The organism is Pseudomonas paraeruginosa, assembly GCF_003025345.2.
GTDB classification, from domain to species: domain Bacteria; phylum Pseudomonadota; class Gammaproteobacteria; order Pseudomonadales; family Pseudomonadaceae; genus Pseudomonas; species Pseudomonas paraeruginosa.
In genome coordinates this window covers 4,369,586-4,395,567 of record NZ_CP020560.1, presented here as the reverse complement: position 1 = coordinate 4,395,567, position 25,982 = coordinate 4,369,586, and the positions used below count along the sequence as shown (strand labels likewise).

Annotated in this window: 23 protein-coding genes; 20 read left to right on the top strand and 3 right to left on the bottom strand. The window is 67.3% G+C overall.

Annotated elements, in window-relative coordinates; genetic code table 11:
- Positions 1–196 precede the first annotated feature (196 nt).
- Together B7D75_RS20890 and B7D75_RS20880 are read right to left on the bottom strand one after the other, a co-directional pair.
- Entirely contained in the window at positions 197–463 is a 267-nt protein-coding gene (locus B7D75_RS20890) for a DUF2790 domain-containing protein (RefSeq protein ID WP_012076955.1), read from the bottom strand.
- 256 nt (positions 464–719) lie between these two features.
- Complete coding sequence (locus tag B7D75_RS20880) at positions 720–2,918, bottom strand: FUSC family protein (protein ID WP_003155062.1); 2,199 nt, start codon at positions 2,916–2,918, stop codon at positions 720–722.
- A gap of 219 nt (positions 2,919–3,137) precedes the next feature.
- On the opposite strand from B7D75_RS20880, the gene B7D75_RS20875 reads away from it, so the two are divergent.
- A complete protein-coding gene (locus B7D75_RS20875; RefSeq protein WP_003155060.1) occupies positions 3,138–4,082 on the top strand; it encodes a LysR family transcriptional regulator in 945 nt (314 codons plus the stop codon).
- A 90-nt stretch (positions 4,083–4,172) separates the two neighbouring features.
- On the opposite strand, the gene B7D75_RS20870 is transcribed toward B7D75_RS20875, so the two are convergent.
- Positions 4,173–5,069 (bottom strand): LysR family transcriptional regulator, encoded by an 897-nt coding sequence (locus tag B7D75_RS20870; RefSeq protein ID WP_012076953.1) that lies wholly within the window; start codon positions 5,067–5,069, stop codon positions 4,173–4,175.
- A 115-nt stretch (positions 5,070–5,184) separates the two neighbouring features.
- Between B7D75_RS20870 and B7D75_RS20865 the strand changes: the two genes are divergently transcribed.
- The 19 genes from B7D75_RS20865 to astA all read left to right on the top strand — a co-directional run bounded on the left by B7D75_RS20865 (position 5,185) and on the right by astA (position 25,942).
- The gene (locus B7D75_RS20865; RefSeq protein ID WP_034080200.1) at positions 5,185–6,012 is read left to right on the top strand and encodes an FAS1-like dehydratase domain-containing protein; all 828 of its coding nucleotides are present in this window, start codon (positions 5,185–5,187) and stop codon (positions 6,010–6,012) included.
- Positions 6,013–6,056: 44 nt separating this feature from the next.
- Positions 6,057–7,217, top strand: a complete 1,161-nt coding sequence (locus B7D75_RS20860; RefSeq protein ID WP_034080199.1) for an acyl-CoA dehydrogenase family protein — start codon at positions 6,057–6,059, stop codon at positions 7,215–7,217.
- Positions 7,218–7,231: 14 nt separating this feature from the next.
- Complete coding sequence (locus tag B7D75_RS20855; protein ID WP_024917499.1) at positions 7,232–7,612, top strand: VOC family protein; 381 nt, start codon at positions 7,232–7,234, stop codon at positions 7,610–7,612.
- Positions 7,613–7,650: 38 nt separating this feature from the next.
- A complete protein-coding gene (locus B7D75_RS20850) occupies positions 7,651–9,003 on the top strand; it encodes an MmgE/PrpD family protein (RefSeq protein WP_043102803.1) in 1,353 nt (450 codons plus the stop codon).
- 55 nt (positions 9,004–9,058) lie between these two features.
- Positions 9,059–10,261: a CaiB/BaiF CoA transferase family protein gene (locus B7D75_RS20845; RefSeq protein WP_058135613.1), complete on the top strand. Its 1,203-nt coding sequence runs from the start codon at positions 9,059–9,061 to the stop codon at positions 10,259–10,261.
- A gap of 10 nt (positions 10,262–10,271) precedes the next feature.
- Positions 10,272–11,099 carry an HpcH/HpaI aldolase/citrate lyase family protein gene (locus B7D75_RS20840; protein ID WP_107114379.1) on the top strand — a complete coding sequence of 276 codons (828 nt, stop codon included), beginning with the start codon at positions 10,272–10,274 and terminating at the stop codon, positions 11,097–11,099.
- 113 nt (positions 11,100–11,212) lie between these two features.
- The gene (locus B7D75_RS20835) at positions 11,213–12,208 is read left to right on the top strand and encodes a TRAP transporter substrate-binding protein (RefSeq protein WP_012076946.1); all 996 of its coding nucleotides are present in this window, start codon (positions 11,213–11,215) and stop codon (positions 12,206–12,208) included.
- A 48-nt stretch (positions 12,209–12,256) separates the two neighbouring features.
- Positions 12,257–12,895 (top strand): TRAP transporter small permease, encoded by a 639-nt coding sequence (locus B7D75_RS20830; protein WP_034080197.1) that lies wholly within the window; start codon positions 12,257–12,259, stop codon positions 12,893–12,895.
- Complete coding sequence (dctM, locus tag B7D75_RS20825; protein ID WP_012076944.1) at positions 12,892–14,175, top strand: C4-dicarboxylate TRAP transporter large permease protein DctM; 1,284 nt, start codon at positions 12,892–12,894, stop codon at positions 14,173–14,175. The genes B7D75_RS20830 and dctM overlap by 4 nt, the downstream gene beginning before the upstream one ends.
- Positions 14,176–14,354: 179 nt before the next feature.
- Complete coding sequence (gene acs, locus B7D75_RS20820) at positions 14,355–16,310, top strand: acetate--CoA ligase (RefSeq protein ID WP_003154030.1); 1,956 nt, start codon at positions 14,355–14,357, stop codon at positions 16,308–16,310.
- Between the two features lie 539 nt (positions 16,311–16,849).
- Positions 16,850–17,629, top strand: coding sequence for an ABC transporter substrate-binding protein (locus B7D75_RS20815; RefSeq protein ID WP_012076943.1), 780 nt, complete (start codon positions 16,850–16,852; stop codon positions 17,627–17,629).
- A gap of 118 nt (positions 17,630–17,747) precedes the next feature.
- Entirely contained in the window at positions 17,748–18,437 is a 690-nt protein-coding gene (locus tag B7D75_RS20810; RefSeq protein ID WP_033997326.1) for an ABC transporter permease, read from the top strand.
- Between the two features lie 16 nt (positions 18,438–18,453).
- Positions 18,454–19,152, top strand: coding sequence for an ABC transporter permease (locus B7D75_RS20805; protein ID WP_003154026.1), 699 nt, complete (start codon positions 18,454–18,456; stop codon positions 19,150–19,152).
- A gap of 13 nt (positions 19,153–19,165) precedes the next feature.
- A complete protein-coding gene (locus B7D75_RS20800) occupies positions 19,166–20,278 on the top strand; it encodes a M14 family metallopeptidase (RefSeq protein WP_033997327.1) in 1,113 nt (370 codons plus the stop codon).
- 19 nt (positions 20,279–20,297) lie between these two features.
- A complete protein-coding gene (aotP, locus tag B7D75_RS20795) occupies positions 20,298–21,062 on the top strand; it encodes an arginine/ornithine transport ATP-binding protein AotP (RefSeq protein WP_012076940.1) in 765 nt (254 codons plus the stop codon).
- Positions 21,063–21,094: 32 nt separating this feature from the next.
- A complete protein-coding gene (gene argR / locus B7D75_RS20790) occupies positions 21,095–22,084 on the top strand; it encodes a transcriptional regulator ArgR (RefSeq protein ID WP_003155533.1) in 990 nt (329 codons plus the stop codon).
- Positions 22,085–22,445: 361 nt separating this feature from the next.
- Positions 22,446–23,666 (top strand): bifunctional succinylornithine transaminase/acetylornithine aminotransferase, encoded by a 1,221-nt coding sequence (gene aruC, locus B7D75_RS20785; protein ID WP_012076939.1) that lies wholly within the window; start codon positions 22,446–22,448, stop codon positions 23,664–23,666.
- Between the two features lie 225 nt (positions 23,667–23,891).
- Positions 23,892–24,908 (top strand): arginine/ornithine succinyltransferase subunit alpha, encoded by a 1,017-nt coding sequence (aruF, locus tag B7D75_RS20780; protein WP_003085950.1) that lies wholly within the window; start codon positions 23,892–23,894, stop codon positions 24,906–24,908.
- Between the two features lie 11 nt (positions 24,909–24,919).
- Entirely contained in the window at positions 24,920–25,942 is a 1,023-nt protein-coding gene (gene astA, locus B7D75_RS20775; protein ID WP_043102808.1) for an arginine N-succinyltransferase, read from the top strand.
- The last annotated feature ends 40 nt before the right edge of the window (positions 25,943–25,982 follow it).

Here is a 25,982-nt window from a genome sequence, read left to right as displayed (position 1 = left end):
TTTGGCGTGTCGCGACTGGCGTGAAGGCCCGATTCGACTGGGTAGCGCAGAGGGTAAGGAAGGGAAGGGAGGGGAATGCGGCCTGGCTGGCCGGAAATCGGATTGTCGTCGTCGGGTACACAATGATCGCGCCGGAGGGGCGGGTTGCCCGTCGTGGCGCGATCCTTCGGAGAGCGGCCCAAGGGCCGGACGAGCTCTAGCCGCCGCTGCAGCCGTTGCCCCAGACCTGATACTCCACGGTATGTTTCCGGCCTTTGGAATCTTCGTAGGTCATGCGTGCGGGAACGATGCCGCAGGCCTCCGAAGTATCGGTGGAAGATATGACGCGAGCGACATCGAGATGCATGCCGTAGGCATATTCCTCGACAGTACCTTCCTGCTGGCTGGCAGGTTGTTCCTGGGTGCCAGCCGCCATCACCAGCGGCGAGCAGGCGAACAGGGCGATCAGGGCGAAAGCCTTCATTACTGGTTACCTGAGTGGTTTCTGAGTGAGTGCGATCTGCCGTCGGAAGACAGGCGGACAGGTCTCCGGTGCAACTCGATAAACAAGGCTGGATAATTGAAGTCTGCAATCAAGTTGCGAAGTCTAAGTTCAACGGAAGTGAACTTTGGCTGTTGGGTTAATTATAAATTCGGTGATGCTGCGACATATAGACACGGTCAAGACAAGAACCTTGTACGGATTGGTAACAATGACCTGTTGGGGCGCCGCAGGCGCGCTATCCGGCACTGCCGGTCGTGGCCAGCGGCGACTGCGGATCGAGCAGCGAACTGCGGATGAAATGCAGGTAGCTGAGTACCCGGCGCAGCGGCGAGGTGTCGAACTGCGGCGCGCGCGGTTCCGGCGCCGCGCGGACCGCCATGATCGCCTGCTCCACCGCGTGCAGGGCGCGCTGGCGGTTGCTCGGGCCGGGTTGCAGGAACAGCCGGATCAGCGCGCGTCCCATCAGGCGGATCGCCCGGCGCCAGGCGGTGCGTTCGGCGTAGCAGGGTTCCTGGGGCAGGCGCTGCTGTTCCAGGCGCAGCTCGATGATCGCCTGGCCGACCTCCAGCACCAGGAACATCCAGCCCAGCAACCGGCGCTGCACGTCCGGGCGGCCGGCGGAGAAGGTGTAGGCTTGGTTCAGCAGGTCGCGGGTGCCGCTTTCGAAACCGGAGACCAGGCCCTTGCTCTTGCCGCTGATGGCGAACACCACCCGCTCGCGCAGGTCGTGCTCCAGGCGCTTCCACATCCACGGCCGGTTCGGCGGCAGGATCACCATGGCGGCGACCGTGGCGAGGACCATCGACAAGACTAGCGCCAGGTATTCGTTGAAGAACGCCAGGGCGTCGTAGCGCGCCATGTTGGCCGGCAGCGAGGCGAAGCAGAACCACACCAGCAGGCCGACGCCGTAGCCGTTCCACTGCGGCCGCCAGAGCAGCAGGGCGCCGACCGCGAAGACCGGCAGCAGGCAGCAGAGCAACATCGGGAAACCGTCCACGTGGGGTAGCAGGTAGAGCAGCACGAACAGCCCGGTGCAGGCTCCGGCGAGGGTCCCGAGGGTGAGTTGCAGCGACAACCGGCCGGGATTCGGCGAGGTCGAGGAGAGCGCCGAGATCAGTACCGCGGTGAGGGCGAAGGTGCCGCCGTGGGGCCAGGAGGTCTGGATCCAGAACGTGCCGAGCAGGCCGATCATCAGCGCGCTGCGCGCTCCGGCGACCAGCGCGGCGACCGGGTTGGCGCGGGCGACGAAGCTTTCCTTCCACTGCTCGCGGGCATGGTGGTGCTCGGCCAGGGAAGCGTGGGTCAGGGCGTAGTTGTGCAGGTCGTCGGTGAAACGGAAGGCCAGTTCGGCGGCGGTGTTGAAATCCAGCAGGTCGTTCTCGCCGGGACGCTGTTCCAGCAGGCGCTGGCGGGCCTGGCGGATGTTCTGCATCAGTTCCGGCTTGTAGGCCTCGATGCGCTCGGCGAGCCGGGCGGCATCGGCGTCGGTGGGCAGCCGTTCGCGAATCGGCGCAAGCAGCCCGGCAAGCTCCGCCAGGCATGGCGCCAGGACCTCCAGGGCATTCTGCGCGCCGCGCCCGCGCAGGCGTTCGAGCAGGCGGTGGAGGCCGTGGAAGCGACTGGTCATGACCATGAATTCGTTGTTCAGGCGAATCAGCCGGCCGCTGCGCAGGCGCATGTGCGGATCTTCGAAAGTAGTGGCGCTGCGCAGGTTCTCCAGGCCCACGGACTGGGCGACGAAGCGCGCACTGAGCTCGCCGAAGCGCTCGCCGTCGAGGCTGCCCTGCAGGCCTTCGGCGGCGAACCCGGCGAAGTCGCGCAGGCGTCCGTAGAGCGTAGTGCGCAAGGCGGCGCCGCTGGTCTGGGGCAGGAAGATGGCGCTGACGGTGCCGGTGCAGAGGATCCCCAGGGAGATTTCCAGGACCCGCCACAGCGCCGCCATGAAGGCGCCTTCCGGATGCGCGGTGGCGGGAATCCCGATCATGGTCGCGGTGTAGCCGGCGAGTACGCAGGCGTAGCCGCGGAAATCGCGGTAACGCGCGGCGCCGGCGGTGCACAGGCCGACCCAGAGCGCCAGGCTGGCGAGGAACAGCACGCGCTCTTGGGCGAACAGGGCGATCAGGGTGACCATCACGCTGAGGCCGATCAGGGTCCCGACGATGCGGTAGAAACTCTTGGCCAGGACCTGCCCGCTCTGCGTCTGCATGACGATGAAGACCGTCACCAGCACCGTGCTCGGCTGCGGCAGCTCCAGGCGGTAGGCCAGCCACAGGGCGAGGCTGGCGGTGAGCAGGGCCTTGAACACGAAGACCCAGGCCACGCCGTCGCTGCGCGCCCATTCGAGCAGGGCGCGGCGCAATTCGTCGGGGCTGGGAATGAACGCGAGGGGAGCCGGTGGAACCAGGGGGAGACCTTTCCGGGTGGCGCGGGGCACTGCTGCGAATCCTGAACGACGGCGAGGGGAGGCCGAAACGGCTGGGAATTCTAGGAGCGCCCGCGCTTGCGGATAAGAGCGCGGATAGGTGAAAAATTTTTGTCACAAAAGGCAATAATAGGTGGGTTGACTCGTGACAGAATCTGCGCCGCCTTGGGGTGTCCTCCGGGTTGCGTGGAAAAGAGACGCGCCATAAGCGTCAGAGCCTAGAGGGCCGTGATGGATATCCTGTTCAATATGCGCGCGTTCGTCAGCGTCGCGGAGACCGGCAGTTTCACTGCCGCCGCCCAGCGCCTGGACCTGACGACCGCCTATGTCTCCCGTGCGGTGGCCAAGCTGGAGGCTCACCTGCGGACCCGCCTGCTGCACCGCACCACCCGGCGCATCGCCCTGACCGAAGCCGGGCAGCGCTACCTGATGCGCGCCCAGCAGATACTCGCCTACATCGAGGAGGCCGAGGCCGAGGCGGGCGATGCCCATGCGCGGCCGTCGGGCACGCTGAAGGTCCACGCGATGACCGGCATCGGCCAGCACTACCTGATCAAGGCCATCTCGCAATATTGCGAGACCTACCCGGAGGTCGGCTTCGACCTGACCCTGGCCAACCGGATCACCGACATTCTCGACGAGGGCTACGACATTTCCGTGGTGATAGCCCCCGAACTGCCGGACTCCGGTTTCGTCTCCAAGTGCATCGGCCAGACCTACAGCATCCTCTGCGCCTCGCCGGGCTACATTGCCGCGCATGGCTTCCCCAGGTTGCCGGCGGAGCTGTCCGCGCACCGTTGCCTGCGCCTGGTGAACTCGGTGATGTCGCTGGACCGCTGGCTGTTCGACGGTCCCGACGGCCAGGAACTGGCCTGCATCAACCAGACGCATTTCCAGGTCAACACCGCCGACGCCATGACCGAGGCGGTGGTCTCCGGCATGGGTATCGGCGCGCTGCCGGTGTACGCGGCGGTCAACGGCCTGAAGGACGGCAGCCTGGTGCGGGTGTTGCCGCGCTATAGCCTGTTCCATCTCAACGTCTACGCGCTGTACCCGTCGCGGCAGTATCTGGACGCGAAGATCCGCACCTGGGTCGAGTTCCTCCGCGAGCACATGCCGGCGATGCTCGCCGCGGACGAACGCAGCCTGGCGGAGAGCGGTGGGTTGGCGAACTGAGCTGCGTCCTTCGCGACGATCGCACCCCGGCTTGTCGGGAGTCGCAGGGCGGATAACCGCCTGGCGGTTATCCGCCGATTCTCCGGAGCCCTACAGGCTGTCTCCGACCCTCTGCAACTCCTCGATCAACGCCCGCACGCAGCTCGGCAATGCCTCCAGGTCCCGCACCAGCAGGCTGCGTTCGCGGATCGCCCAGGGTTCGTCGAGCTCGATGGTCGCCAGCTTCATCGTCCGGCTGTGGCGGCGCGCGGCGGACTGCGGGATCACGCCGATGCCGACGCCGCCTTCGATCATCCGGCAGATCGCCTCGAAGCTGGAGACCTGGATGCGCAACGACAGCTGCTCGCCCATCTGCTCCACCCGTTCGTACAGGAAGGCGTGCAGGGTGGTGCCCTCGGGCAGGCCGATATGCTGGAACTGCAGGGTGTCGCGCAGGCGTACCCTGGCCTGTCCGGCCAGCGGATGGCCCTGGGGCACCGCCATCACCAGGCGGTCGGTGCTGAAATGCAGGACCTGCAGGCCACTGGCCGCCACCGGCCCGGCGATGATGCCGAGGTCGGTGGAGCCGTCCAGCACGCCTCGGACGATGTCGCGGCTGAGGCGTTCCTGCAGGTCGACGCTGACCCCGGGGCGGGCGGCGAGGAAGCCGGCGAGGATTTCCGGGAGGAATTCGGTGACCGCGGTGGTATTGGCGAAGATGCGGATATGCCCGGCGGCGTCGCTGCCGTACTCGGTGAACTCGCTCTTCAGGTATTCCACCTGGCGCATGATCAGCCGCGCGTGCTGTAGCAGACGCTGGCCCGCCGGGGTCAGTTCGACGCCGCGGCTGTCGCGGTACAGCAGGCGGCTGCCGAGCTGGCCTTCCAGCGCCTTGATCCGCGCGCTGGCGGCGGCCGGGGAAAGGTGGGCGCGGCGCGCGCCCTGGGTCAGGCTGGGCGACTCGGCGATATGGATGAACAGGCGCAGGTCGGCGAGATCGAAATGCATGGGCACTCCATGGCGTTCGGCAAAGCCGAACGCGCCATTGCGAAATTGCAAATTCTCAAAACGCTAGCATCCTATCATTCTCCTCCCATCACCCCTAGGTCATGGGAAGCCACGCATGAGTGAGTCCGCTTTCGCCCCCTGGATCGGTCGCCAGGAAGAAACCCACGATCAACTGAGCCGCAACCTGGTCAAGCGCATCGCCGCCACCTTCGGCGAGCCGACCCCGGCCCATGGCGAGGCGCTGCCGCCGCTCTGGCACTGGGCATTCTTCCAGGACCCGGTGGAGGCCGCCGGCCTCGGCACCGACGGTCATCCGGCGCGCGGCGGTTTCCTGCCGCCGGCGGACGATCGCAACCGCATGTGGGCCGGCGGACGCCTGGAGTTCCACCAGCCGCTGCGGGTCGGCGGCGAGGCCAGCCGTACCTCGACCATCCTGCGGGTCGAGGAGAAGCACGGTCGCAGCGGCGCCCTGCTGTTCGTCACCCTGCGCCACGACTACCGCCAGGACGGCCAACTGGCGCTGAGCGAAGAACACGACATCGTCTACCGCGAACCGACCCCGCCCAAGCTCGGCGGCACCGAGGCGCTGCCCGCGGGCGACTGGCGCGAGGCGCTGGAGCCCGATCCGGTGTTGCTGTTCCGCTACTCGGCGGTGACTTTCAACGGCCACCGCATCCACTACGACTGGCCCTATGTCACCGAGGCCGAAGGCTATCCGGGCCTGGTGGTGCACGGTCCGCTAATCGCCACCCTGGCCCTGCGCGCGTTCTGCCGGGCCAATCCGCAGGCGCGCCTGCGGCGCTTCGCCTATCGCGGCCTGCGCCCGCTGATCTGTCCGGATCCGTTCGAGGTCGGCGGCCGCCTGCTCGGCGCCGGCAAGGCCGAGGTCTGGGTCGGCAATGGCGCCGGCCTGGCCCAGCGCGGCGACGTGGAATTCGACTGAAAGGGCCCTGCGCCCGTCCAACGACAAGAATCGAGGAGTCACCGATGAATCCGAACAGCGAAGAGCTGAACGCGATCCGCGAGGGCGTGCGTGCCCTCTGCGCCGAATTCGACGCCGCCTACTGGCGCCGCATCGATGAGCAGCGCGGTTTTCCCGAGGCCTTCGTCAAGGCCCTGACCGACGCCGGCTGGCTCTCGGCAATGATCCCGGAGGAGTACGGCGGTTCCGGCCTGGGCCTGGCCGAGGCCTCGGTGATCCTGGAGGAGGTCAACCGCTGCGGCGGCAACTCCGGCACCGTGCACGGGCAGATGTACAACATGTTCACGTTGCTGCGTAACGGCAGCGAGGCGCAGAAGCGCTTCTACCTGCCGAAGCTGGCCAGCGGCGAGCTGCGCCTGCAGTCGATGGGGGTGACCGAGCCGACCACCGGCACCGACACCACCAAGATCAAGACCACCGCCGTGCGCCAGGGCGACCGCTACGTGATCAACGGGCAGAAGGTGTGGATCTCGCGGATCCAGCACTCCGACCTGATGATCCTGCTGGCGCGCACCACGCCGCTGGCCGAGGTGAAGCGCAAGTCCGAAGGCATGTCGATCTTCCTCGTCGACCTGCGCGAGGCCATCGGCAAGGGCCTCACCGTGCAGCCGATCGCCAACATGGTCAACCATGAGACCAACGAGCTGTTCTTCGACAACCTGGAGATTCCCGCCGATAGCCTGATCGGCGAGGAAGGCAAGGGCTTCCGCTACATCCTCGACGGCCTCAATGCCGAGCGCACGCTGATCGCCGCCGAATGCATCGGCGACGGTCGCTGGTTCATCGACAAGGCCAGCCACTATGCCCGCGACCGCGTGGTTTTCGGCCGGCCGATCGGGCAGAACCAGGGCGTGCAGTTCCCCATCGCTGAGGCGCACATCGAGGTGGAGGCCGCCGACCTGATGCGCTGGCGCGCCTGCCGGGAGTACGACGCCGGGCTCAACGCCGGGGCCAGCGCGAACATGGCCAAGTACCTGGCGGCGAAGGCTTCCTGGGAGGCGGCCAACGCCTGCCTGCAGACCCACGGCGGCTTCGGCTTCGCCTGCGAATACGACGTCGAGCGCAAGTTCCGCGAGACCCGCCTGTACCAGGTGGCGCCGATCTCCACCAACCTGATCCTGTCCTACGTGGCCGAGCACCTGCTCGAACTGCCGCGCTCGTTCTGAAGCGGGAGCCGCCCATGCAGATCGACCGCCTCGACCATCTGGTGCTCACCGTTCGCGACATCGACGCCAGCATCGATTTCTACACCCGCGTGCTCGGCATGCGCGCCGTCACCTTCGGCGCCGGCCGCAAGGCCCTCGCCTTCGGTGCGCAGAAGATCAACCTGCACCAGGCCGGGGGCGAATTCGAACCCAAGGCCGAGCGACCCACGCCGGGGTCCGCCGACCTCTGTTTCATCGTCGCCACGCCACTTGGGGCGGTGGCCGAACAACTGCGCCAGCAGGCGGTGGAAATTCTCGAGGGTCCGGTGCAACGCACCGGCGCCGGCGGGCCGATCCTCTCGCTGTACCTGCGCGATCCCGACCTGAACCTGATCGAACTGAGCAACCCGCTGTAGGCCGCGTGCCTCGGGACAACTACAAGAGAGCGTTGGTCATGACCGACTACACCCAGCAACTCGCCGGCTTTCTCGCCGGCCTGCGCTACCAGGACCTGCCGCCGGCGGTGCTGGCGCGTATCGAGGAATTGTTCCTCGATTGGCTCGGCTCGGCCCTGGCCGGCAAGGGCCAGCATCCGATCCCGCTGTTCGAGCGCTACGCCGAACGCATGGGCCCGGCCGACGGCAGCGCGCAGATCCTCACCAGCCGGCGGCGCAGTTCGCCGTACTTCGCCGCCCTGGTGAACGGCGCGGCGTCCCATGTGGTGGAGCAGGACGACCTGCACAACAGCTCGGTGCTGCACCCGGCCGCGGTGGTGTTCCCCGCCGCCCTGGCCGCGGCCCAGGACCTCGGCCGCAGCGGCGCCGAGCTGCTCCTCGCGGCGGTGGCCGGCTACGAGGCCGGCATCCGCATCGGCGAATTCCTCGGTCGTTCGCACTATCGGGTGTTCCATACCACGGCCACGGTGGGCACCCTCGCCGCCGCGGTGGCGGTCGGCAAGCTGATGGATCTCGACCGCGAGCGCTTCGTCAACCTCCTCGGCAGCGCCGGGACCCAGGCCGCCGGGCTCTGGGAGTTCCTCCGCGACGCCGCCGACTCCAAGCAACTGCATACCGCCAAGGCGGCCGCCGACGGCCTGCTCGCCGCCTACCTCAGCGCCGACGGCCTGAGCGGCGCACGGCACATCCTCGAAGGCGAGCAGGGCATGGCCGCCGGGATGTCCAGCGACGCCGACCCCGAGCGCCTGGTGGATCGCCTCGGCAGCCGCTGGGCGCTGCTGGAAACCTCGTTCAAGTTCCACGCTTCGTGCCGCCATACCCACCCCGCGGCCGACGCCCTGCTGGCGCTTATGCAGCGCGAAGGACTCGATCATGCGCAGATCGCCGCGGTCACCGCGCGGGTCCACCAGGGCGCCATCGACGTGCTGGGACGGGTGCTCGAGCCGCAGACCGTGCACCAGGCGAAGTTTTCCATGGGCACGGTGCTGGGCCTGATCGCGGTGTACGGCAAGGCCGGGCTCGGCGAGTTCCACCTGCACGCGCTGAACGACCCGCGGGTCGCTGCGTTCCGCGCGCGGGTCGAGATGCGCCTGGACCCGGAGGTCGATGCCGCCTATCCACGGCGCTGGCTCGGGCGGGTCGAAGTACTGGATCGCGAGGGGCGTCGCCACACCGCCGCCATCGACGAACCCAAGGGCGATCCCGGCAACACCCTCAGCCGCGACGAACTGGCCGAAAAGTTCCGCCGCCTGCTGGCGTTCTCCGGCGCGGCCACCGACGCCGAGGCGGAAACCCTCATCCAGCGGGCCTGGGGCCTGCGCCAGGCGCCGTCCGTGACGGCACTGATCTGATCAACCGAACCAGCCGCACCTCGCCCCCGTCGGGCGAGGGCAGGGAGCCCGAACCATGACGCAATCCCCCAAGCCGCGCCCGCTCGACGGCATCACCGTGGTCAGCCTGGAGCACGCCATCGCCGCGCCGTTCTGCACCCGCCAACTGGCCGATCTCGGCGCGCGGGTGATCAAGATCGAGCGCCCGGGCGTCGGCGACTTCGCCCGTGGCTACGACGAGCGGGTCAACGGCCTGTCGTCGCACTTCGTCTGGACCAACCGTTCCAAGCAGAGCCTCAGCCTCGACCTCAAGCAGGCCGAGGCGCTGCCATTGCTGGAGAAGCTGCTGGAGGGCGCCGATGTGCTGGTGCAGAACCTCGCGCCGGGCGCCGCGACGCGGCTGGGGCTGTCCTACGAGGCGCTGCGCGAGCGCTTCCCGCAGCTGATCGTCTGCGATATCTCCGGCTACGGCGAAGGCGGTCCCTACGAGAAGAAGAAGGCCTACGACCTGCTGATCCAGAGCGAGGGCGGCTTCCTTTCGGTGACCGGCGGCGCCGGGCCGAACGAGATGGCCAAGGCCGGCTGCTCGATCGCCGACATCGCCGCCGGCATGTACGCCTACAGCGGCATCCTTTCGGCGCTGCTGCTGCGTGAACGCACCGGCGAGGGCAGCCGGATCGACGTGTCGATGCTGGAAAGCCTGGTGGAGTGGATGGGCTACCCGATGTACTACGCCTACCAGGACGCGCCGCCACCGCCGCGCGCCGGCGCTTCGCACGCGACCATCTATCCCTACGGGCCGTTCCCTGCCGGCGACGGCGGTACGGTGATGCTCGGCCTGCAGAACGAGCGCGAGTGGCGGGCGTTCTGCGACAAGGTCCTGCGGCAGCCGGAACTGGCCGACGACGAGCGCTTCTCGGCGAACTTCAAGCGTTCGGCCAACCGTGACGCCCTGCGCGCGCTGATCGTCGAGGCCTTCGCCAGCCTGCCGGCCGCCGAGGTGGTGGCGCGCCTGGAACAGGCGCAGATCGCCAATGCCCATGTCAACGACATGGCCGGGGTCTGGGCGCACCCGCAGTTGCAGGCGCGGCAACGCTGGACCTCCATCGACAGCCCGGCCGGGCGCCTGCCGGCGTTGTTGCCGCCGGCCAGCAGCAGCGCCTTCGTTCCGCGCATGGATGCGGTGCCGGCGCTGGGCGGCGACAGCGACACGCTGCTTGCCGAACTGGGCTGTACCGCCGCCGATATCCAGCGCCTGCGCGCGACCGGAACGGTATGAGGAGGCGGACATGAACCGACAGATCGTGCGCAGCGCGCTGTTCGTCCCGGCGACCCGCCCGGAGCGGATCCCCAAGGCCCTTGCCAGCGGCGCCGACCGAGTCATCGTCGACCTCGAGGATGCGGTGGAGGAGGGACTGAAGGTCGAGGCGCGGGCCAATCTCCGGCGTTTCCTCGTCGATACGCCGGAAGCCCGGGTGCTGGTGCGGATCAACGCGGCGGAGCATCCGGGGCATGCCGACGACCTGGCGCTGTGCCGCGAGCACGCCGGGGTGATCGGCTTGCTCCTGCCGAAGGTGGAGAGCGCCGCCCAGGTACGACACGCCGCGCAGGGCAGCGGCAAGCCGGTCTGGCCCATCGTCGAGAGCGCCCGCGGCCTCGCCGCGCTGGGCGGGATCGCCGCCGCCGAGGGGGTCGAGCGGTTGTCCTTCGGCGCCCTCGACCTGGCCCTGGACCTCGACCTCAACACCGGCAGCAACGCCGCCGAGCAGATCCTCGGCCACGCCCGCTACGCGCTGCTCCTGCATTCACGCCTGGCAGGCCTGGCGCCGCCGCTGGACGGCGTCTATCCGGCGATCCAGAACCGCGCCGGACTGATCGAGGCCGTGCGCTTCGCTCGCGACATGGGCTTCGGCGGGCTGCTGTGCATCCATCCGGGGCAGGTCGAGCCGATCCACCAGACATTGATGCCGAGTCCCGCGGAACTGGACTGGGCGCGTCGCGTGGCGCAGGCCGGCGCCTGCGGCGCGGGAGTCTTCGTGGTCGATGGCGAGATGGTCGACGCGCCGGTGCTGGGACGCGCGCGGCGTTTGCTGGAGCGGGCCGGGGAGGGCGGCTGAGCGCGTTCGACAGACGCGAATGCGGGCTTGTGCAATGGCGAATTCTCCGAACGCGCCAGCTGCGTCAGGCTCGTCGATACCTCGAAAGCACAACAACAATCTGAGGTCACGACATGTTCAAGACGATGGTACGGGCGCTGCTGTGCGCCCTGGCGATCGGTGGCTCCTGCCTGGCGAATGCCGCGCAGCCGATCGTCATCAAGTTTTCCCACGTGGTCGCGGAAAACACGCCCAAGGGCCAGGGTGCGCTGCTGTTCAAGAAACTCGTCGAACAGCGCCTGGCCGGACGGGTCGAGGTGGATGTCTACCCCAACTCCTCGCTGTTCGGCGACGGCAAGGAAATGGAGGCGCTGCTGCTGGGCGACGTGCAGATGCTCGCGCCGTCCCTGGCCAAGTTCGAGCAGTACACGCGCAAGGTGCAGATATTCGACCTGCCGTTCCTCTTCGACGACATCCAGGCGGTCGACCGCTTCCAGCGCAGCCCGCAGGGGCGCGGCCTGCTGACCAGCATGCAGGACAAGGGCATCCTCGGCCTGGCCTACTGGCACAACGGCATGAAGCAGCTCTCGGCCAACCGCCCGTTGCTGGAGCCGGAAGACGCGCGCGGCCTGAAGTTCCGCGTGCAGGCGTCCGACGTGCTCAACGAGCAGTTCCGCCAGTTGCGCGCTATCTCCCGGAAGATGTCCTTCGCCGAGGTCTACCAGGGCTTGCAGACCGGCGTGGTGAATGGCACCGAGAACACCTGGTCGAACTACGAGAGCCAGAAGGTCAACGAGGTGCAGAAGTATTTCACCGAGTCCAACCACGGCCTGGTGGACTACATGGTGATCACCAACGCGAAGTTCTGGAACGGCCTGCCGGCGGACATCCGCGAGGAGCTGCAGCGGATCATGGAGGAGGTCACCGCGCAGGTGAACCTCGCGGCGGAGCGCCTCAACCGCGACGCCCGCCAGCGCATCCTCGCCAGTGGCGCCAGCGAGATCCATACCCTGAGCCCGCAGCAGCGCGCCGACTGGCGCCAGGCGATGCAGCCGGTATGGCAGAAATTCCGCGGCAATGTCGGCGCTGACCTGCTCCAGGCCGCCGAAGCCTCCAACCGTCCCGATTGACCCGTCCGGCCCCGCCCGGCCGGGCGGGGCATTGTGGAGAACACCGAAATGAATCGACTCGTGCGCGTCTGCAACCGCTTCGAGGAGGGCGCCATCGCCTTCCTGCTGGCGGCGATGACGCTGGTGACCTTCCTCTATGTGGTGATGACCAATGTCTTCACCCTGTTCTACGACCTCGGCGACCGCCTGCCGCCGCTGCGGGCTCCGCTGTACTCGGTGGGCGACGCGATCCTCGGGGTGGCCCAGGACATGTCCTGGAGCAATGCGCTGACCAGGGCGCTGTTCGCCTGGCTGATCTTCCTCGGCATCGCCTACGGCGTGCGCACCGCCGGTCACCTCGGGGTGGACGCCCTGGTGCGCCTGGCGCCGCGCCCGCTGCAGCGCCTGGTCGGGGTGCTCGCCTGCCTGTGCTGCCTGGGCTACGCCGGGCTGTTCATGATCGCCAGCTACGACTGGGTGAAGACCCTGTTCGTCGCCGGCATCGGCGCCGAGGACCTCGATCACTTCGGCATCCTCCAGGCCTACATCGCGATGGTGGTGCCGCTCGGCTTCGGCCTGGTGCTGCTGCGCTACCTGGAAATCCTGGTCAACCTGCTGCGCGGTCGCCAGCTCGGGCTGGGGCTCGCCGACGAGGCCGCCGAGGCCTCCAAACTGGCCGGCGAAGAGACCGGGGAGAACCGCCCATGACCGTGCTGATCCTGTTCCTGCTGCTGTTCCTGTTCATGTTCATCGGCGTGCCCATCGCCATCTCCCTGGGGCTGTCCGGCGCGCTGACGATCCTGCTGTTCAGCCCGGACTCGGTACGCTCGCTGGCGATCAAGCTGTTCGAGACCTCCGAGGCCTACACGCTACTGGCGATCCCGTTCTTCCTGCTCTCCGGCGCGTTCATGACCACCGGTGGCGTGGCGCGGCGCCTGATCGACTTCGCCAACGCCTGCGTCGGGCACATCCGCGGCGGCCTGGCGATCGCCGCGGTGCTCGCCTGCATGCTGTTCGCCGCGCTGTCCGGCTCGTCGCCGGCGACGGTGGCGGCGGTCGGTTCGATCGCCGTGGCCGGCATGGTGCGCTCCGGCTATCCGCGCGCCTTCGGCGCAGGGATCATCTGCAACGCCGGGACCCTGGGCATCCTCATCCCGCCATCGATCGTGATGGTGGTCTACGCCGCCGCCACCGAGACCTCGGTGGGCAAGCTGTTCGTCGCCGGGGTGGTTCCGGGGCTGCTGCTCGGGGTGATCCTGATGGTGGTGATCTACATCGTCGCGCGGGTCAAGAAGCTGCCGGCGCAGCCGCGCGCCAGCTTCCGCGAGTGGCTGGCCGCCGCGCGCCGCGCCGGCTGGGGCCTGTTGCTGCTGGTGATCATCCTCGGCGGCATCTACTCCGGGCTGTTCACCCCCACCGAGGCGGCGGCGGTGGCGGCGGTGTATTCGGCCTTCGTCGCGCTGTTCGTGTACAAGGACATGCGCCTGCGCGACTGTCCCAAGGTGCTGCTGGAGTCGGGGCGGCTGAGCATCATGCTGATGTTCATCATCGCCAACGCCATGCTCTTCGCCCATGTGTTGACCACCGAGCAGATCCCCCAGCAGATCACCGAATGGGTGGTGCAGGAAGGCCTGACCCCGATCGGCTTCCTGCTGATGGTCAACGTGGTCCTGCTGGTCGCCGGCAGCTTCATGGAGCCCTCGGCGATCGTGCTGATCCTGGCGCCGATCTTCTTCCCCATCGCCATGAAGCTGGGCATCGACCCGATCCACCTGGGCATCGTCATGGTGGTGAACATGGAGATCGGCCTGGTGCACCCGCCGGTGGGCCTCAACCTGTTCGTCACCTCGGCGGTCACCGGCATGCCGCTGGGCGCGACCATCCGCGCGGCGCTGCCGTGGCTGATGATCCTGCTGCTGTTCCTGCTCCTGGTGACCTACGTGCCGCTGATCTCGCTGTGGCTGCCCGGCCTGCTGGGCATGAGCTGAGGCCGGGGCGGGGTGAGTGACGCGCCCCGCCGACCCACGCAAGGCTACGATCGGCGCGGCTTATAGCGACCATAGGTGGTGTCGCGCAGTGGTAAGACCATGGTCGTATGGTTCGTGGAGTGTGCGCTCGCTACAACTGGGCACAACAAAAACAACACTCACGTACCGAGGTTAAAGCCATGTCTGCGGCATCCCTGTACCCCGTGCACCCGGAAGCGGTGGCACGGACCTTCACCGACGAAGCCACCTACAAGACGATGTACCAGCAGTCCGTCGTCAACCCCGACGGCTTCTGGCGCGAACAGGCCCAGCGGATCGACTGGATCAAGCCGTTCGAGAAGGTCAAGCAGACCTCCTTCGACGACCATCACGTGGACATCAAATGGTTCGCCGACGGCACCCTCAACGTGTCGCACAACTGCCTCGACCGTCACCTCGCCGAACGCGGCGACCAGGTGGCGATCATCTGGGAAGGCGACGATCCCGCCGACCACCAGGAAATCACCTACCGCCAGCTCCACGAGCAGGTCTGCAAGTTCGCCAACGCCCTGCGCGGGCAGGACGTGCACCGCGGCGACGTGGTCACCATCTACATGCCGATGATCCCCGAGGCCGTGGTCGCCATGCTCGCCTGCACCCGCATCGGCGCGATCCACTCGGTGGTCTTCGGCGGCTTCTCCCCCGAAGCCCTGGCCGGGCGCATCATCGATTGCAAGTCGAAGGTGGTGATCACCGCCGACGAAGGCGTGCGCGGCGGCAAGCGTACTCCGCTGAAGGCCAACGTCGACGACGCCCTGACCAACCCGGAAACCTCCAGCGTGCAGAAGATCATCGTCTGCAAGCGTACCGGCGCGGAAATCAAGTGGAACCAGCACCGCGACGTCTGGTACGACGACCTGATGAAGGTCGCCGGCAGCACCTGCGCACCGAAGGAAATGGGCGCCGAGGACCCGCTGTTCATCCTCTACACCTCCGGTTCCACCGGCAAGCCGAAGGGCGTGCTGCACACCACCGGCGGCTACCTGGTGTATGCCTCGCTGACCCACGAGCGGGTCTTCGACTACCGTCCGGGGGAAGTCTACTGGTGCACCGCCGACATCGGCTGGGTCACCGGCCACACCTACATCGTCTATGGCCCGCTGGCCAACGGCGCCACCACCATTCTGTTCGAGGGCGTGCCGAACTACCCCGACGTGACCCGCGTGGCGAAGATCATCGACAAGCACAAGGTCAACATCCTCTACACCGCGCCGACCGCGATCCGCGCGATGATGGCCGAGGGCAAGGCGGCGGTGGCCGGTGCCGATGGCTCCAGCCTGCGCCTGCTCGGCTCGGTGGGCGAGCCGATCAACCCGGAAGCCTGGCAGTGGTACTACGAGACCGTCGGCCAGTCGCGCTGCCCGATCGTCGACACCTGGTGGCAGACCGAGACCGGCGCCTGCCTGATGACCCCGCTGCCGGGCGCCCATGCGATGAAGCCGGGCTCCGCGGCCAAGCCGTTCTTCGGCGTGGTGCCGGCGCTGGTGGACAACCTGGGCAACCTGATCGAGGGCGCGGCCGAAGGCAACCTGGTGATCCTCGACTCCTGGCCAGGCCAGGCGCGGACCCTCTACGGCGACCATGATCGCTTCGTCGACACCTACTTCAAGACCTTCAAGGGCATGTACTTCACCGGCGACGGCGCGCGCCGCGACGAGGACGGCTACTACTGGATCACCGGGCGGGTCGACGACGTGCTCAACGTCTCCGGCCACCGCATGGGCACCGCCGAGGTGGAAAGCGCGATGGTCGCCCACCCGAAGGTCGCCGAGGCGGCGGTGGTCGGCATGCAGCACGACATCAAGGGGCAGGGCATCTATGTCTACGTCACCCTAAACTCCGGGGTCGAGCCGAGCGAGGCGCTGCGCCAGGAGCTGAAGCAGTGGGTCCGCCGCGAGATCGGGCCGATCGCCACGCCGGATGTGATCCAGTGGGCGCCGGGCCTGCCGAAGACCCGTTCGGGCAAGATCATGCGGCGCATCCTGCGCAAGATCGCCGCGGCCGAGTACGACACCCTCGGCGACATCTCCACCCTTGCCGATCCGGGCGTGGTCCAGCACCTGATCGAGACCCATCGCTCGATGCAGGCCGCCTGACTCCCGCCTGATCCGAAACGACCCCGCGCGGTGCGAGCCGCGCGGGGTCTTTCATTTGGCGCGGGTCGAGGAGGAGGGCGTGCCGAATGGGCGCGCACGGGAATGCGTCGGCGGTAACACTTCGGTGATGCGCGCCTGCGCATAATTGGGGCGAGAGGAAACGCCACGCACCGCGAGGGTGCGACACGGGGTAGCAGGCGAAGCGAGTCGGCTCGTCCAAACCCTTGAAGATGAAGGAATTACCAATTTATGGCTTGAGATTTGCTTTATTCATTGATTACACTTCGCGTTTTCCGGGCACAAATGCAGCTGCCTGTCAATATCGCCGAAAGCCCTCTTCGGTGCTTTTATAATTAGTTGTCGCATTGAAGAAATAACCACTTCCGGCCTGTCGCTAGAATGCCGCTCACCCCAGCTGGCGCCCTTTCCACGAGAAGGCGTCCTGCGCAAGAGCCGGTGAACACGCATATCCGTCGGCGGCCTGGGCAAGGTTCTATTTCTCCTGCCAATCGATGCCATCCCCTTCGAAGGAGTTCCAGATGAAGAAGCTCGCACTTCTCGGCGCCCTGGCGCTGTCCGTGCTCTCCCTGCCCACTTTCGCCGCCGACAAGCCGGTGCGCATCGGCATCGAGGCGGCCTACCCGCCGTTCTCGCTGAAGACCCCGGATGGCCAACTGGCAGGCTTCGACGTGGATATCGGCAATGCCCTCTGCGAGGAGATGAAGGTGCAGTGCAAGTGGGTCGAGCAGGAGTTCGACGGCCTGATCCCGGCGCTGAAGGTGCGCAAGATCGACGCCATCCTGTCGTCGATGACCATCACCGACGAGCGCAAGCGCTCGGTGGACTTCACCAACAAGTACTACAACACCCCGGCGCGCTTCGTGATGAAGGAAGGCGCCAGCCTCAACGATCCCAAGGCCGACCTGAAGGGCAGGAAGGCCGGCGTCCTGCGCGGCAGCACCGCCGACCGCTATGCTTCCGGCGAACTGACCCCGGCCGGCGTCGAAGTGGTGCGCTACAACTCCCAGCAGGAGGCCAACATGGACCTGGTGGCCGGTCGTCTCGACGCGGTGGTCGCCGACTCGGTGAATCTCGAGGACGGCTTCCTCAAGACCGACGCCGGCAAGGGCTACGCCTTCGTCGGCCCGCAACTGAACGATGTGAAGTACTTCGGCGAAGGCGTCGGCATTGCCGTGCGCAAGGGCGATAGCGAGCTGGCCGGCAAGTTCAACGCGGCCATCGACGCCCTGCGCGCCAACGGCAAGTACAAGCAGATCCAGGACAAGTACTTCAGCTTCGACGTCTACGGCGCGAACTGACGCTGTCCGTCACAGGTGGCACAAACCTCCGCGACGCCTCGCGCTGTTTGTGCCACTTTTTTATTGAGTGGACGCCCCTGCTTTAGCGCTGCATTAGCTGCATAGAGGTACCGTTTTGATGATCACTGGCTACGGTGCGACCATCGTCGATGGCGCCTGGCTGACTCTCCAGCTGGCCCTGCTTTCCATGCTCCTGGCCATCGTGCTCGGCCTGCTCGGCGCGGCCTTCCGCCTGTCGCCGGTGCGCTGGCTGGCCTGGTGCGGCGACCTGTACGCCACGGTGGTCCGCGGCATTCCCGACCTGGTGCTGATCCTGCTGATCTTCTACGGTGGCCAGGCCCTGTTGAACTGGGTCGCACCGCAGTTCGGCTACGACGACTACATCGACCTGAATCCCTTCGTCTCCGGCGTCGGCACCCTCGGTTTCATCTTCGGCGCCTATCTTTCGGAGACCTTCCGCGGCGCCTTCATGGCGATCCCCAAGGGCCAGGGCGAGGCCGGCTATGCCTACGGCATGAGTCACCGCCAGGTGTTCTTTCGCGTCCAGGTGCCGCAGATGATCCGCCTGGCGATCCCCGGCTTCACCAACAACTGGCTGGTGCTGGTCAAGGCCACCGCGCTGATTTCCGTGGTCGGCCTGCAGGACATGATGTTCAAGGCCAAGCAGGCTTCCGACGCGACCCGCGAGCCGTTCACCTATTACCTCGCCGTGGCCGGCCTGTACCTGCTGGTGACCAGCGTGTCGCTGCTGTTGCTGCGTCTGCTCGAGCGCCGCTATTCGGTCGGCGTGAAAACCGCGGAACTGTGAATCAAGGGGCCTTGCCGTGATCTTCGATTTCTCTGTCATCTGGGACAGCCTTCCGCTCTATTTCGACGGCCTGCTGGTCACCCTCAGGCTGCTCTCGATCTCCCTCCTGGTCGGCCTGCTGCTGGCGGTGCCGCTGGCGCTGATGCGGGTCTCCAGGCAGCCGCTGGTGAATTTCCCGGCCTGGCTCTACACCTATGTGATCCGCGGCACGCCGATGCTGGTCCAACTGTTCCTGATCTACTACGGCCTGGCGCAGTTCGACGCGGTGCGCGAAAGCGCGCTGTGGCCCTGGTTGTCGAACGCCTCGTTCTGCGCCTGCCTGGCGTTCGCCATCAACACCAGCGCCTATACCGCCGAGATCCTTGCCGGCAGCCTGAAGGCCACGCCCCACGGCGAGATCGAGGCGGCCAAGGCGATGGGCATGTCGCGCCTGCAGATGTACCGCCGCATCCTCCTGCCCTCGGCGCTGCGTCGCGCCCTGCCGCAGTACAGCAACGAGGTGATCATGATGCTGCAGACCACCAGCCTGGCGTCCATCGTCACCCTGGTGGACATCACCGGCGCCGCGCGGAACGTCTACTCGCAGTACTACCTGCCGTTCGAGGCGTTCATCACCGCCGGCCTGTTCTACCTGTGCCTGACCTTCATCCTGGTGCGCCTGTTCAAGCTTGCCGAACGACGCTGGCTGGCCTACCTGGCGCCGCGCAAATCCTGATCCGGAGGACCGCATGGAGCGTATCGACCACCTGCTGCCATGGAGCACCCTGGGAAGCGAGAAGCGCCTGAGCGTGTTCCGCTTCGGCTCCGGCGCGCGCAAGGTCTACATCCAGTCCAGCCTGCACGCCGACGAACTGCCGGGGATGCGCACCGCCTGGGAGCTGAAGCAGCGGTTGCGCCGGCTGGAGGCGGAAGGCCGCCTGCGCGGCACCGTCGAGCTGGTGCCGGTGGCCAATCCGGTCGGTCTCGGGCAGATGATCCAGGCGCTGCACCAGGGGCGTTTCGAGATGAGCAGCGGGCGCAATTTCAACCGCGATTTCCCCGACCTGCTGGACGCGGTGATCGACAGCGCCGGCGAGCGCCTGGGCGACGACCCGCGGGCCAACGTTGCGCTGGTCCGCCAGGCCCTGCGCGAGGCGCTGGACGCGCTGCCGCCGGCGACCTCGGAGCTGGACGGCATGCAGCGTCTGCTCTACCGCCATGCCTGCGATGCCGACCTGGTGCTCGATCTGCACTGCGACTTCGAGGCCGCGATTCACCTCTATACCCTGCCGCAGCAGTGGCCGGCCTTCGCCTCCCTGGCCGCGCGCCTGGGCGCCGCCGTCGGGCTGCTCGCCGAGGAGTCCGGCGGCGGCTCGTTCGACGAGGCCTGCTCGGTGCCCTGGCTGCGCCTGTCGCGCCTGTATCCGCGTGCCGCGCTGCCACTGGCCTGCCTGGCGACCACCGTCGAACTGGGTGGCCAGGCCGATACCTCGCCGCAACAGGCCGAGGCCAGCGCCGAGGCGATCCTGGCCTTCCTCGCCGAACAGGGCTTCGTCGAGGGCGAATGGCCGCCAGCGCCCGAGGACTGCTGCGAAGGCCTGCCCTTCGAGGGCACCGAATACGTGCACGCCCCGCATACCGGCGTGGTCAGCTTCCTGCGCCGGCCGGGCGAATGGGTGGAGGCGGGCGAGCCGCTGTTCCAGGTCATCGATCCTCTGGCCGACCGCGCCAGCACGGTGTGCGCCGGGGTGTCCGGCGTGCTTTTCGCCATCGAACGGATGCGCTATGCGCAGCCGGGACTCTGGCTGGCCAAGGTGGCCGGTCGTCAACCGATCCGTCAGGGACGCTTGCTCAGCGACTGATTAGCCGAGAACACACAACATGTACAAACTGGAAGTCCAAGACCTGCACAAGCGCTACGGTAGCCACGAGGTGCTCAAGGGCGTCTCGCTGGCGGCGAAAGCGGGCGACGTGATCAGCATCATCGGCTCGAGCGGTTCCGGCAAGAGCACCTTCCTGCGTTGCATCAACCTGCTGGAGCAGCCGCACGCCGGCAAGATCCTGCTCAACGGCGAGGAGCTGAAGCTGGTGCCCGGCCGCGATGGCGCGCTGAAGGCTGCCGACTCCCGCCAGCTGCAGCGCATGCGCTCGCGCCTGTCGATGGTGTTCCAGCATTTCAACCTGTGGTCGCACATGAGCGCCCTGGAGAACGTCATCGAGGCGCCGGTCCACGTCCTCGGGGTGGCGAAGAAGGAAGCCATCGAGAAGGCCGAGCACTACCTGGCCAAGGTCGGCGTGGCGCACCGCAAGGACGCCTATCCCGCGCACATGAGCGGCGGCGAGCAGCAGCGCGTGGCGATCGCCCGGGCGCTGGCGGTGGAGCCGGAAGTCATGCTGTTCGACGAGCCGACCTCGGCGCTCGACCCTGAGCTGGTCGGCGAGGTGCTGAAGGTCATGCAGGACCTGGCGCAGGAAGGCCGCACCATGGTGGTGGTGACCCACGAGATGGGCTTCGCCCGCGAGGTCTCGAACCAGTTGGTGTTCCTCCACAAGGGCCTGGTCGAAGAGCGCGGCTGCCCGAAGGAAGTCCTCGCCAACCCGCAGTCGGACCGCCTCAAGCAGTTCCTCTCCGGCAGCCTCAAGTAACATTCATCGCAGAGGCCGGCTAAGCTGCTCCCATGACTGCCCAACCCCAACGCATCGGTTTCCTCCTCTGGCCCGCCACCCGCGCGCTCACGCTATCGCTCGCCGAGGAAGCCCTGCGGGCGGCCCGCCGGCTGCATCCCGAAGCTCTCTACGAGCCGCTGTTCCTGCTCGCCGAGGCGCCGCCGGAAGAGGAGGGCTGGCGCCTGCCGGGGCTGGCCTGGAACGGCAGGCTGGAGCAGTGCTCGCGGCTGTTCCTGGTCGCCGATGAGGCGCCGGCCGCGGTATCGCCGGCGCTGGGCATGGCGCTCAAGCAACTGGCGCGCTCGGGCACGGCGATCGGCGCGCTGTCCGCCGGCATCTACCCGCTGGCCCAGCTGGGCCTGCTCGACGGCTATCGCGCCGCGGTGCACTGGCGCTGGCACGACGACTTCACCGAGCGCTTCCCCAAGGTCATCGCCACCAACCACCTGTTCGAATGGGATCGCGACCGCATGACCGCCTGCGGCGGCATGGCGGTGCTCGACCTGCTGCTGGCGCTGCTGTCCCGCGACCATGGCGCGGAACTGGCCGGCGCGGTCTCGGAGGAACTGGTGGTGGAGCGCATCCGCGAAGGCAACGAGCGCCAGCGCATCCCGCTGAAGAACCGCCTTGGCTCCAGCCATCCGAAGCTGACCCAGGCGGTGCTGCTGATGGAGGCCAACATCGAGGAGCCGCTGACCACCGACGAGATCGCCCAGCACGTCTGTGTCTCGCGGCGCCAGTTGGAGCGTATCTTCAAGCAGTACCTGAACCGCGTGCCCAGCCAGTACTACCTGGAGCTGCGCCTGAACCGCGCGCGGCAGATGCTGATGCAGACCAGCAAGTCGATCATCCAGATCGGCCTGTCCTGCGGTTTCTCTTCCGGACCACACTTCTCCAGCGCCTACCGCAACTTCTTCGGCGTCACGCCGCGCGAGGACCGCAACCAGCGGCGCGGCGGCAGCGCCTTCGACTCGACCTTCACCCCGGTCGAGCGCGGCTGAGTCGCGCTGCGCCGGCGCTGAAGGCGCTGGCCAGGGCATAGGCCGGTTCCGCCTGCCGGCGCAGACGGCCTCCCCTCCCGAGGCCGCCGCACGAAGCCACGACGAGGCGTCGCTCGATCCGCGTTCCTGTCCCGGCTTTTCCCGCGGCTTTGCGGCGCGCTGGCCGGCGCAGAAGAAGCATGCACCCGGACGCATCGCGCGTTTACACTGCGCCTTCCCGATGCTTTCTGTCGCATTTCCGAAAGCCGCGGAAATTCCCGGGTTGGCGCTATAACAAGTTGTCGCATGGCGGCAATGCCGGCCCGGTTCCAATCCCTACAATCCTTTCATCGATAGCCGCCTTCAGGCAGGAGAAACACCGATGTCCGCTCCCCATGCGCAGGTAGAACGTGCCGACTTCGACCGGTATATGGTCCCCAACTACGCCCCCGCCGCTTTCATCCCGGTGCGAGGCGAGGGATCGCGCGTCTGGGACCAGAGCGGCCGCGAGCTGATCGACTTCGCCGGCGGCATCGCCGTGACCTCCCTCGGCCATGCGCATCCGGCGCTGGTCAAGGCGCTCACCGAGCAGGCCCAGCGCATCTGGCACGTTTCCAACGTCTTCACCAACGAGCCGGCGCTGCGCCTGGCGCGCAAGCTGGTGGATGCCACCTTCGCCGAGCGGGTGTTCCTCGCCAACTCCGGCGCCGAGGCCAACGAGGCGGCCTTCAAGCTGGCCCGTCGCTATGCCAGCGACGTCTACGGCCCGCAGAAGTACGAGATCATCGCCGCCAGCAACAGCTTCCACGGGCGCACCCTGTTCACCGTCAACGTCGGTGGCCAGCCGAAGTATTCCGATGGCTTCGGGCCGAAGTTCGAAGGCATCACCCACGTCCCCTACAACGACCTCGAGGCGCTGAGGGCGGCGATCTCCGACAAGACCTGCGCCGTGGTCCTGGAACCGATCCAGGGCGAGGGCGGCGTGCTGCCGGCGCAGCAGGCCTACCTGGAAGGCGCGCGCAAACTGTGCGACGAACACAACGCGCTGCTGGTCTTCGACGAGGTGCAGAGCGGCATGGGCCGCATCGGCGAGCTGTTCGCCTACATGCACTACGGCGTGGTCCCGGACATCCTTTCCAGCGCCAAGAGCCTGGGCGGCGGCTTCCCTATCGGTGCGATGCTGACCACCAGCGAGATCGCCAAGCACCTGTCGGTCGGCACCCACGGCACCACCTACGGCGGCAACCCCCTGGCCTCGGCGGTGGCCGAGGCGGCGCTGGACGTGATCAATACCCCGGAAGTGCTGGACGGCGTGAAGGCCAAGCATGAGCGCTTCAAGTCCCGCCTGCAGAAGATCGGCCAGGAGTACGGCATCTTCGGCGAGATCCGTGGCATGGGCCTGCTGATCGGCGCGGCGCTGACCGAGGAGTGGAAAGGCAAGGCCCGCGACGTGCTCAACGCCGCCGAGAAGGAGGCGGTGATGGTGCTCCAGGCCAGCCCCGACGTGGTCCGCTTCGCGCCGAGCCTGGTGATCGACGACGCCGAGATCGACGAAGGCCTGGAGCGCTTCGAACGCGCCGTGGCCAAGCTGGTCCGCGGCTGAGCCGGACCCTGGCGTCCCGGTGGAGGCCGGGACCCCGGTCGTGACGCCCCGGGTGGTCCGCACGGGCCCCGGGCGTGCCGGTCCCGGCCTGCGCCGGGGCCGTGAAGCGTGCCGTGCGCGGCGCGCCTACTTCCCTGCTGGATGATCGACCCCGTGGCACAGGATGGTGCCGCGATCCCGCGCATGGATGCAGCAATCATCGTTGTCTGAGAAAGGAGTGACGCCATGTTGGTGATGCGCCCCGCCCAAGCGGCCGACCTGCCACAGGTGCAGCGTCTGGCGGCGGACAGCCCGGTGGGCGTCACGTCCTTGCCGGATGACGCCGAACGCCTGCGCGACAAGATCCTCGCCTCCGAGGCCTCGTTCGCCGCGGAAGTGAGCTACAACGGCGAGGAAAGCTATTTCTTCGTCCTCGAGGACAGCGCCAGCGGCGAGCTGGTCGGCTGCTCGGCGATCGTCGCCTCGGCCGGCTTCTCCGAGCCGTTCTACAGCTTCCGCAACGAGACCTTCGTGCACGCCTCGCGCTCGCTGTCGATCCACAACAAGATCCATGTCCTCTCGCTGTGCCACGACCTTACCGGCAACAGCCTGCTGACCAGCTTCTACGTGCAGCGCGACCTGGTGCAGAGCGTCTACGCCGAACTCAACTCGCGCGGCCGCCTGCTGTTCATGGCCAGCCATCCGGAGCGCTTCGCCGACGCGGTGGTGGTAGAGATCGTCGGCTACAGCGACGAGCAGGGCGAATCGCCGTTCTGGAACGCGGTCGGGCGCAATTTCTTCGACCTCAACTACATCGAGGCGGAAAAGCTCTCCGGGCTGAAGAGCCGGACCTTCCTCGCCGAGCTGATGCCGCATTACCCGATCTACGTGCCGCTGTTGCCGGACGCCGCCCAGGAATCCATGGGCCAGGTCCACCCGCGAGCGCAGATCACCTTCGACATCCTGATGCGTGAAGGCTTCGAGACCGACAACTACATCGATATCTTCGATGGCGGCCCGACCCTGCACGCGCGTACCTCGGGGATCCGCTCGATCGCCCAGAGCCGGGTGGTGCCGGTGAAGATCGGCGAGGCGCCGAAGAGCGGTCGCCCCTACCTGGTCACCAACGGCCAGCTCCAGGACTTCCGCGCGGTCGTGCTGGACCTGGATTGGGCGCCCGGCAAGCCGGTGGCCCTGAGTGTTGAAGCCGCCGAGGCCCTGGGCGTCGGCGAAGGCGCCAGCGTGCGCCTGGTTGCGGTCTGAAGGAGCCCGACATGATCGTACGTCCCGTCACCAGCGCCGACCTGCCGGCCCTGATCGAGCTGGCGCGCAGCACCGGCACCGGCCTGACCACCCTGCCGGCCAACGAACAGCGCCTGCAGCATCGCGTCAGCTGGGCCGAGAAGGCCTTCCGCGGCGAGGCCGAACGCGGCGACGCCGATTACCTGTTCGTCCTCGAGGACGACGCCGGCAAGGTCGTCGGCATCTCCGCCATCGCCGGAGCGGTGGGACTTCGCGAACCCTGGTACAACTACCGGGTCGGCCTCACCGTGAGCGCTTCGCAGGAGCTCGACATCCACCGCGAAATCCCCACGCTGTTCCTGGCCAACGACCTGACCGGCAATTCCGAGCTGTGCTCGCTATTCCTCCACGCCGACCACCGCAGCGGCCTCAACGGCAAGCTGCTGTCGCGCGCGCGCTTCCTGTTCATCGCCGAATTCCGCCATCTGTTCGGCGACAAGCTGATCGCCGAGATGCGCGGCATGTCCGACGAGGCAGGGCGTTCACCGTTCTGGGAAAGCCTCGGCCGGCACTTCTTCAAGATGGAGTTCTCCCAGGCAGACTACCTCACCGGGGTCGGCAACAAGGCCTTCATCGCCGAGCTGATGCCGAAGTTCCCGCTCTACACCTGCTTCCTCTCCGAGGAGGCGCGCGGGGTGATCGGCCGCGTCCACCCCAACACCGAGCCGGCGCTGGCGATGCTCAAGGCCGAGGGCTTCAGCTACCAGGGCTACGTCGACATCTTCGACGCCGGCCCGGCGATCGAGGCCGAGACCGACAAGATCCGCGCCATCGCCGAGAGCCAGAACCTGGTGCTGGCGGTGGGCACCCCCGGCGACGAGGCCGAGCCATACCTGATCCACAACCGCAAGCGCGAGGACTGCCGAATCACCGCCGCGCCGGCGCGGGCCGCCGCCGGCACCCTGGTGGTCGATCCGCTGACCGCCAGGCGCTTGCGCCTGGCAGCCGGGGCCTCGGTGCGCGCGGTGCCGCTGTCGGCGCAGAAGCGCGGTTGAAAGCCTGATGCAGGCGCCCCGGCGAGGGCGCCCGAGGAGT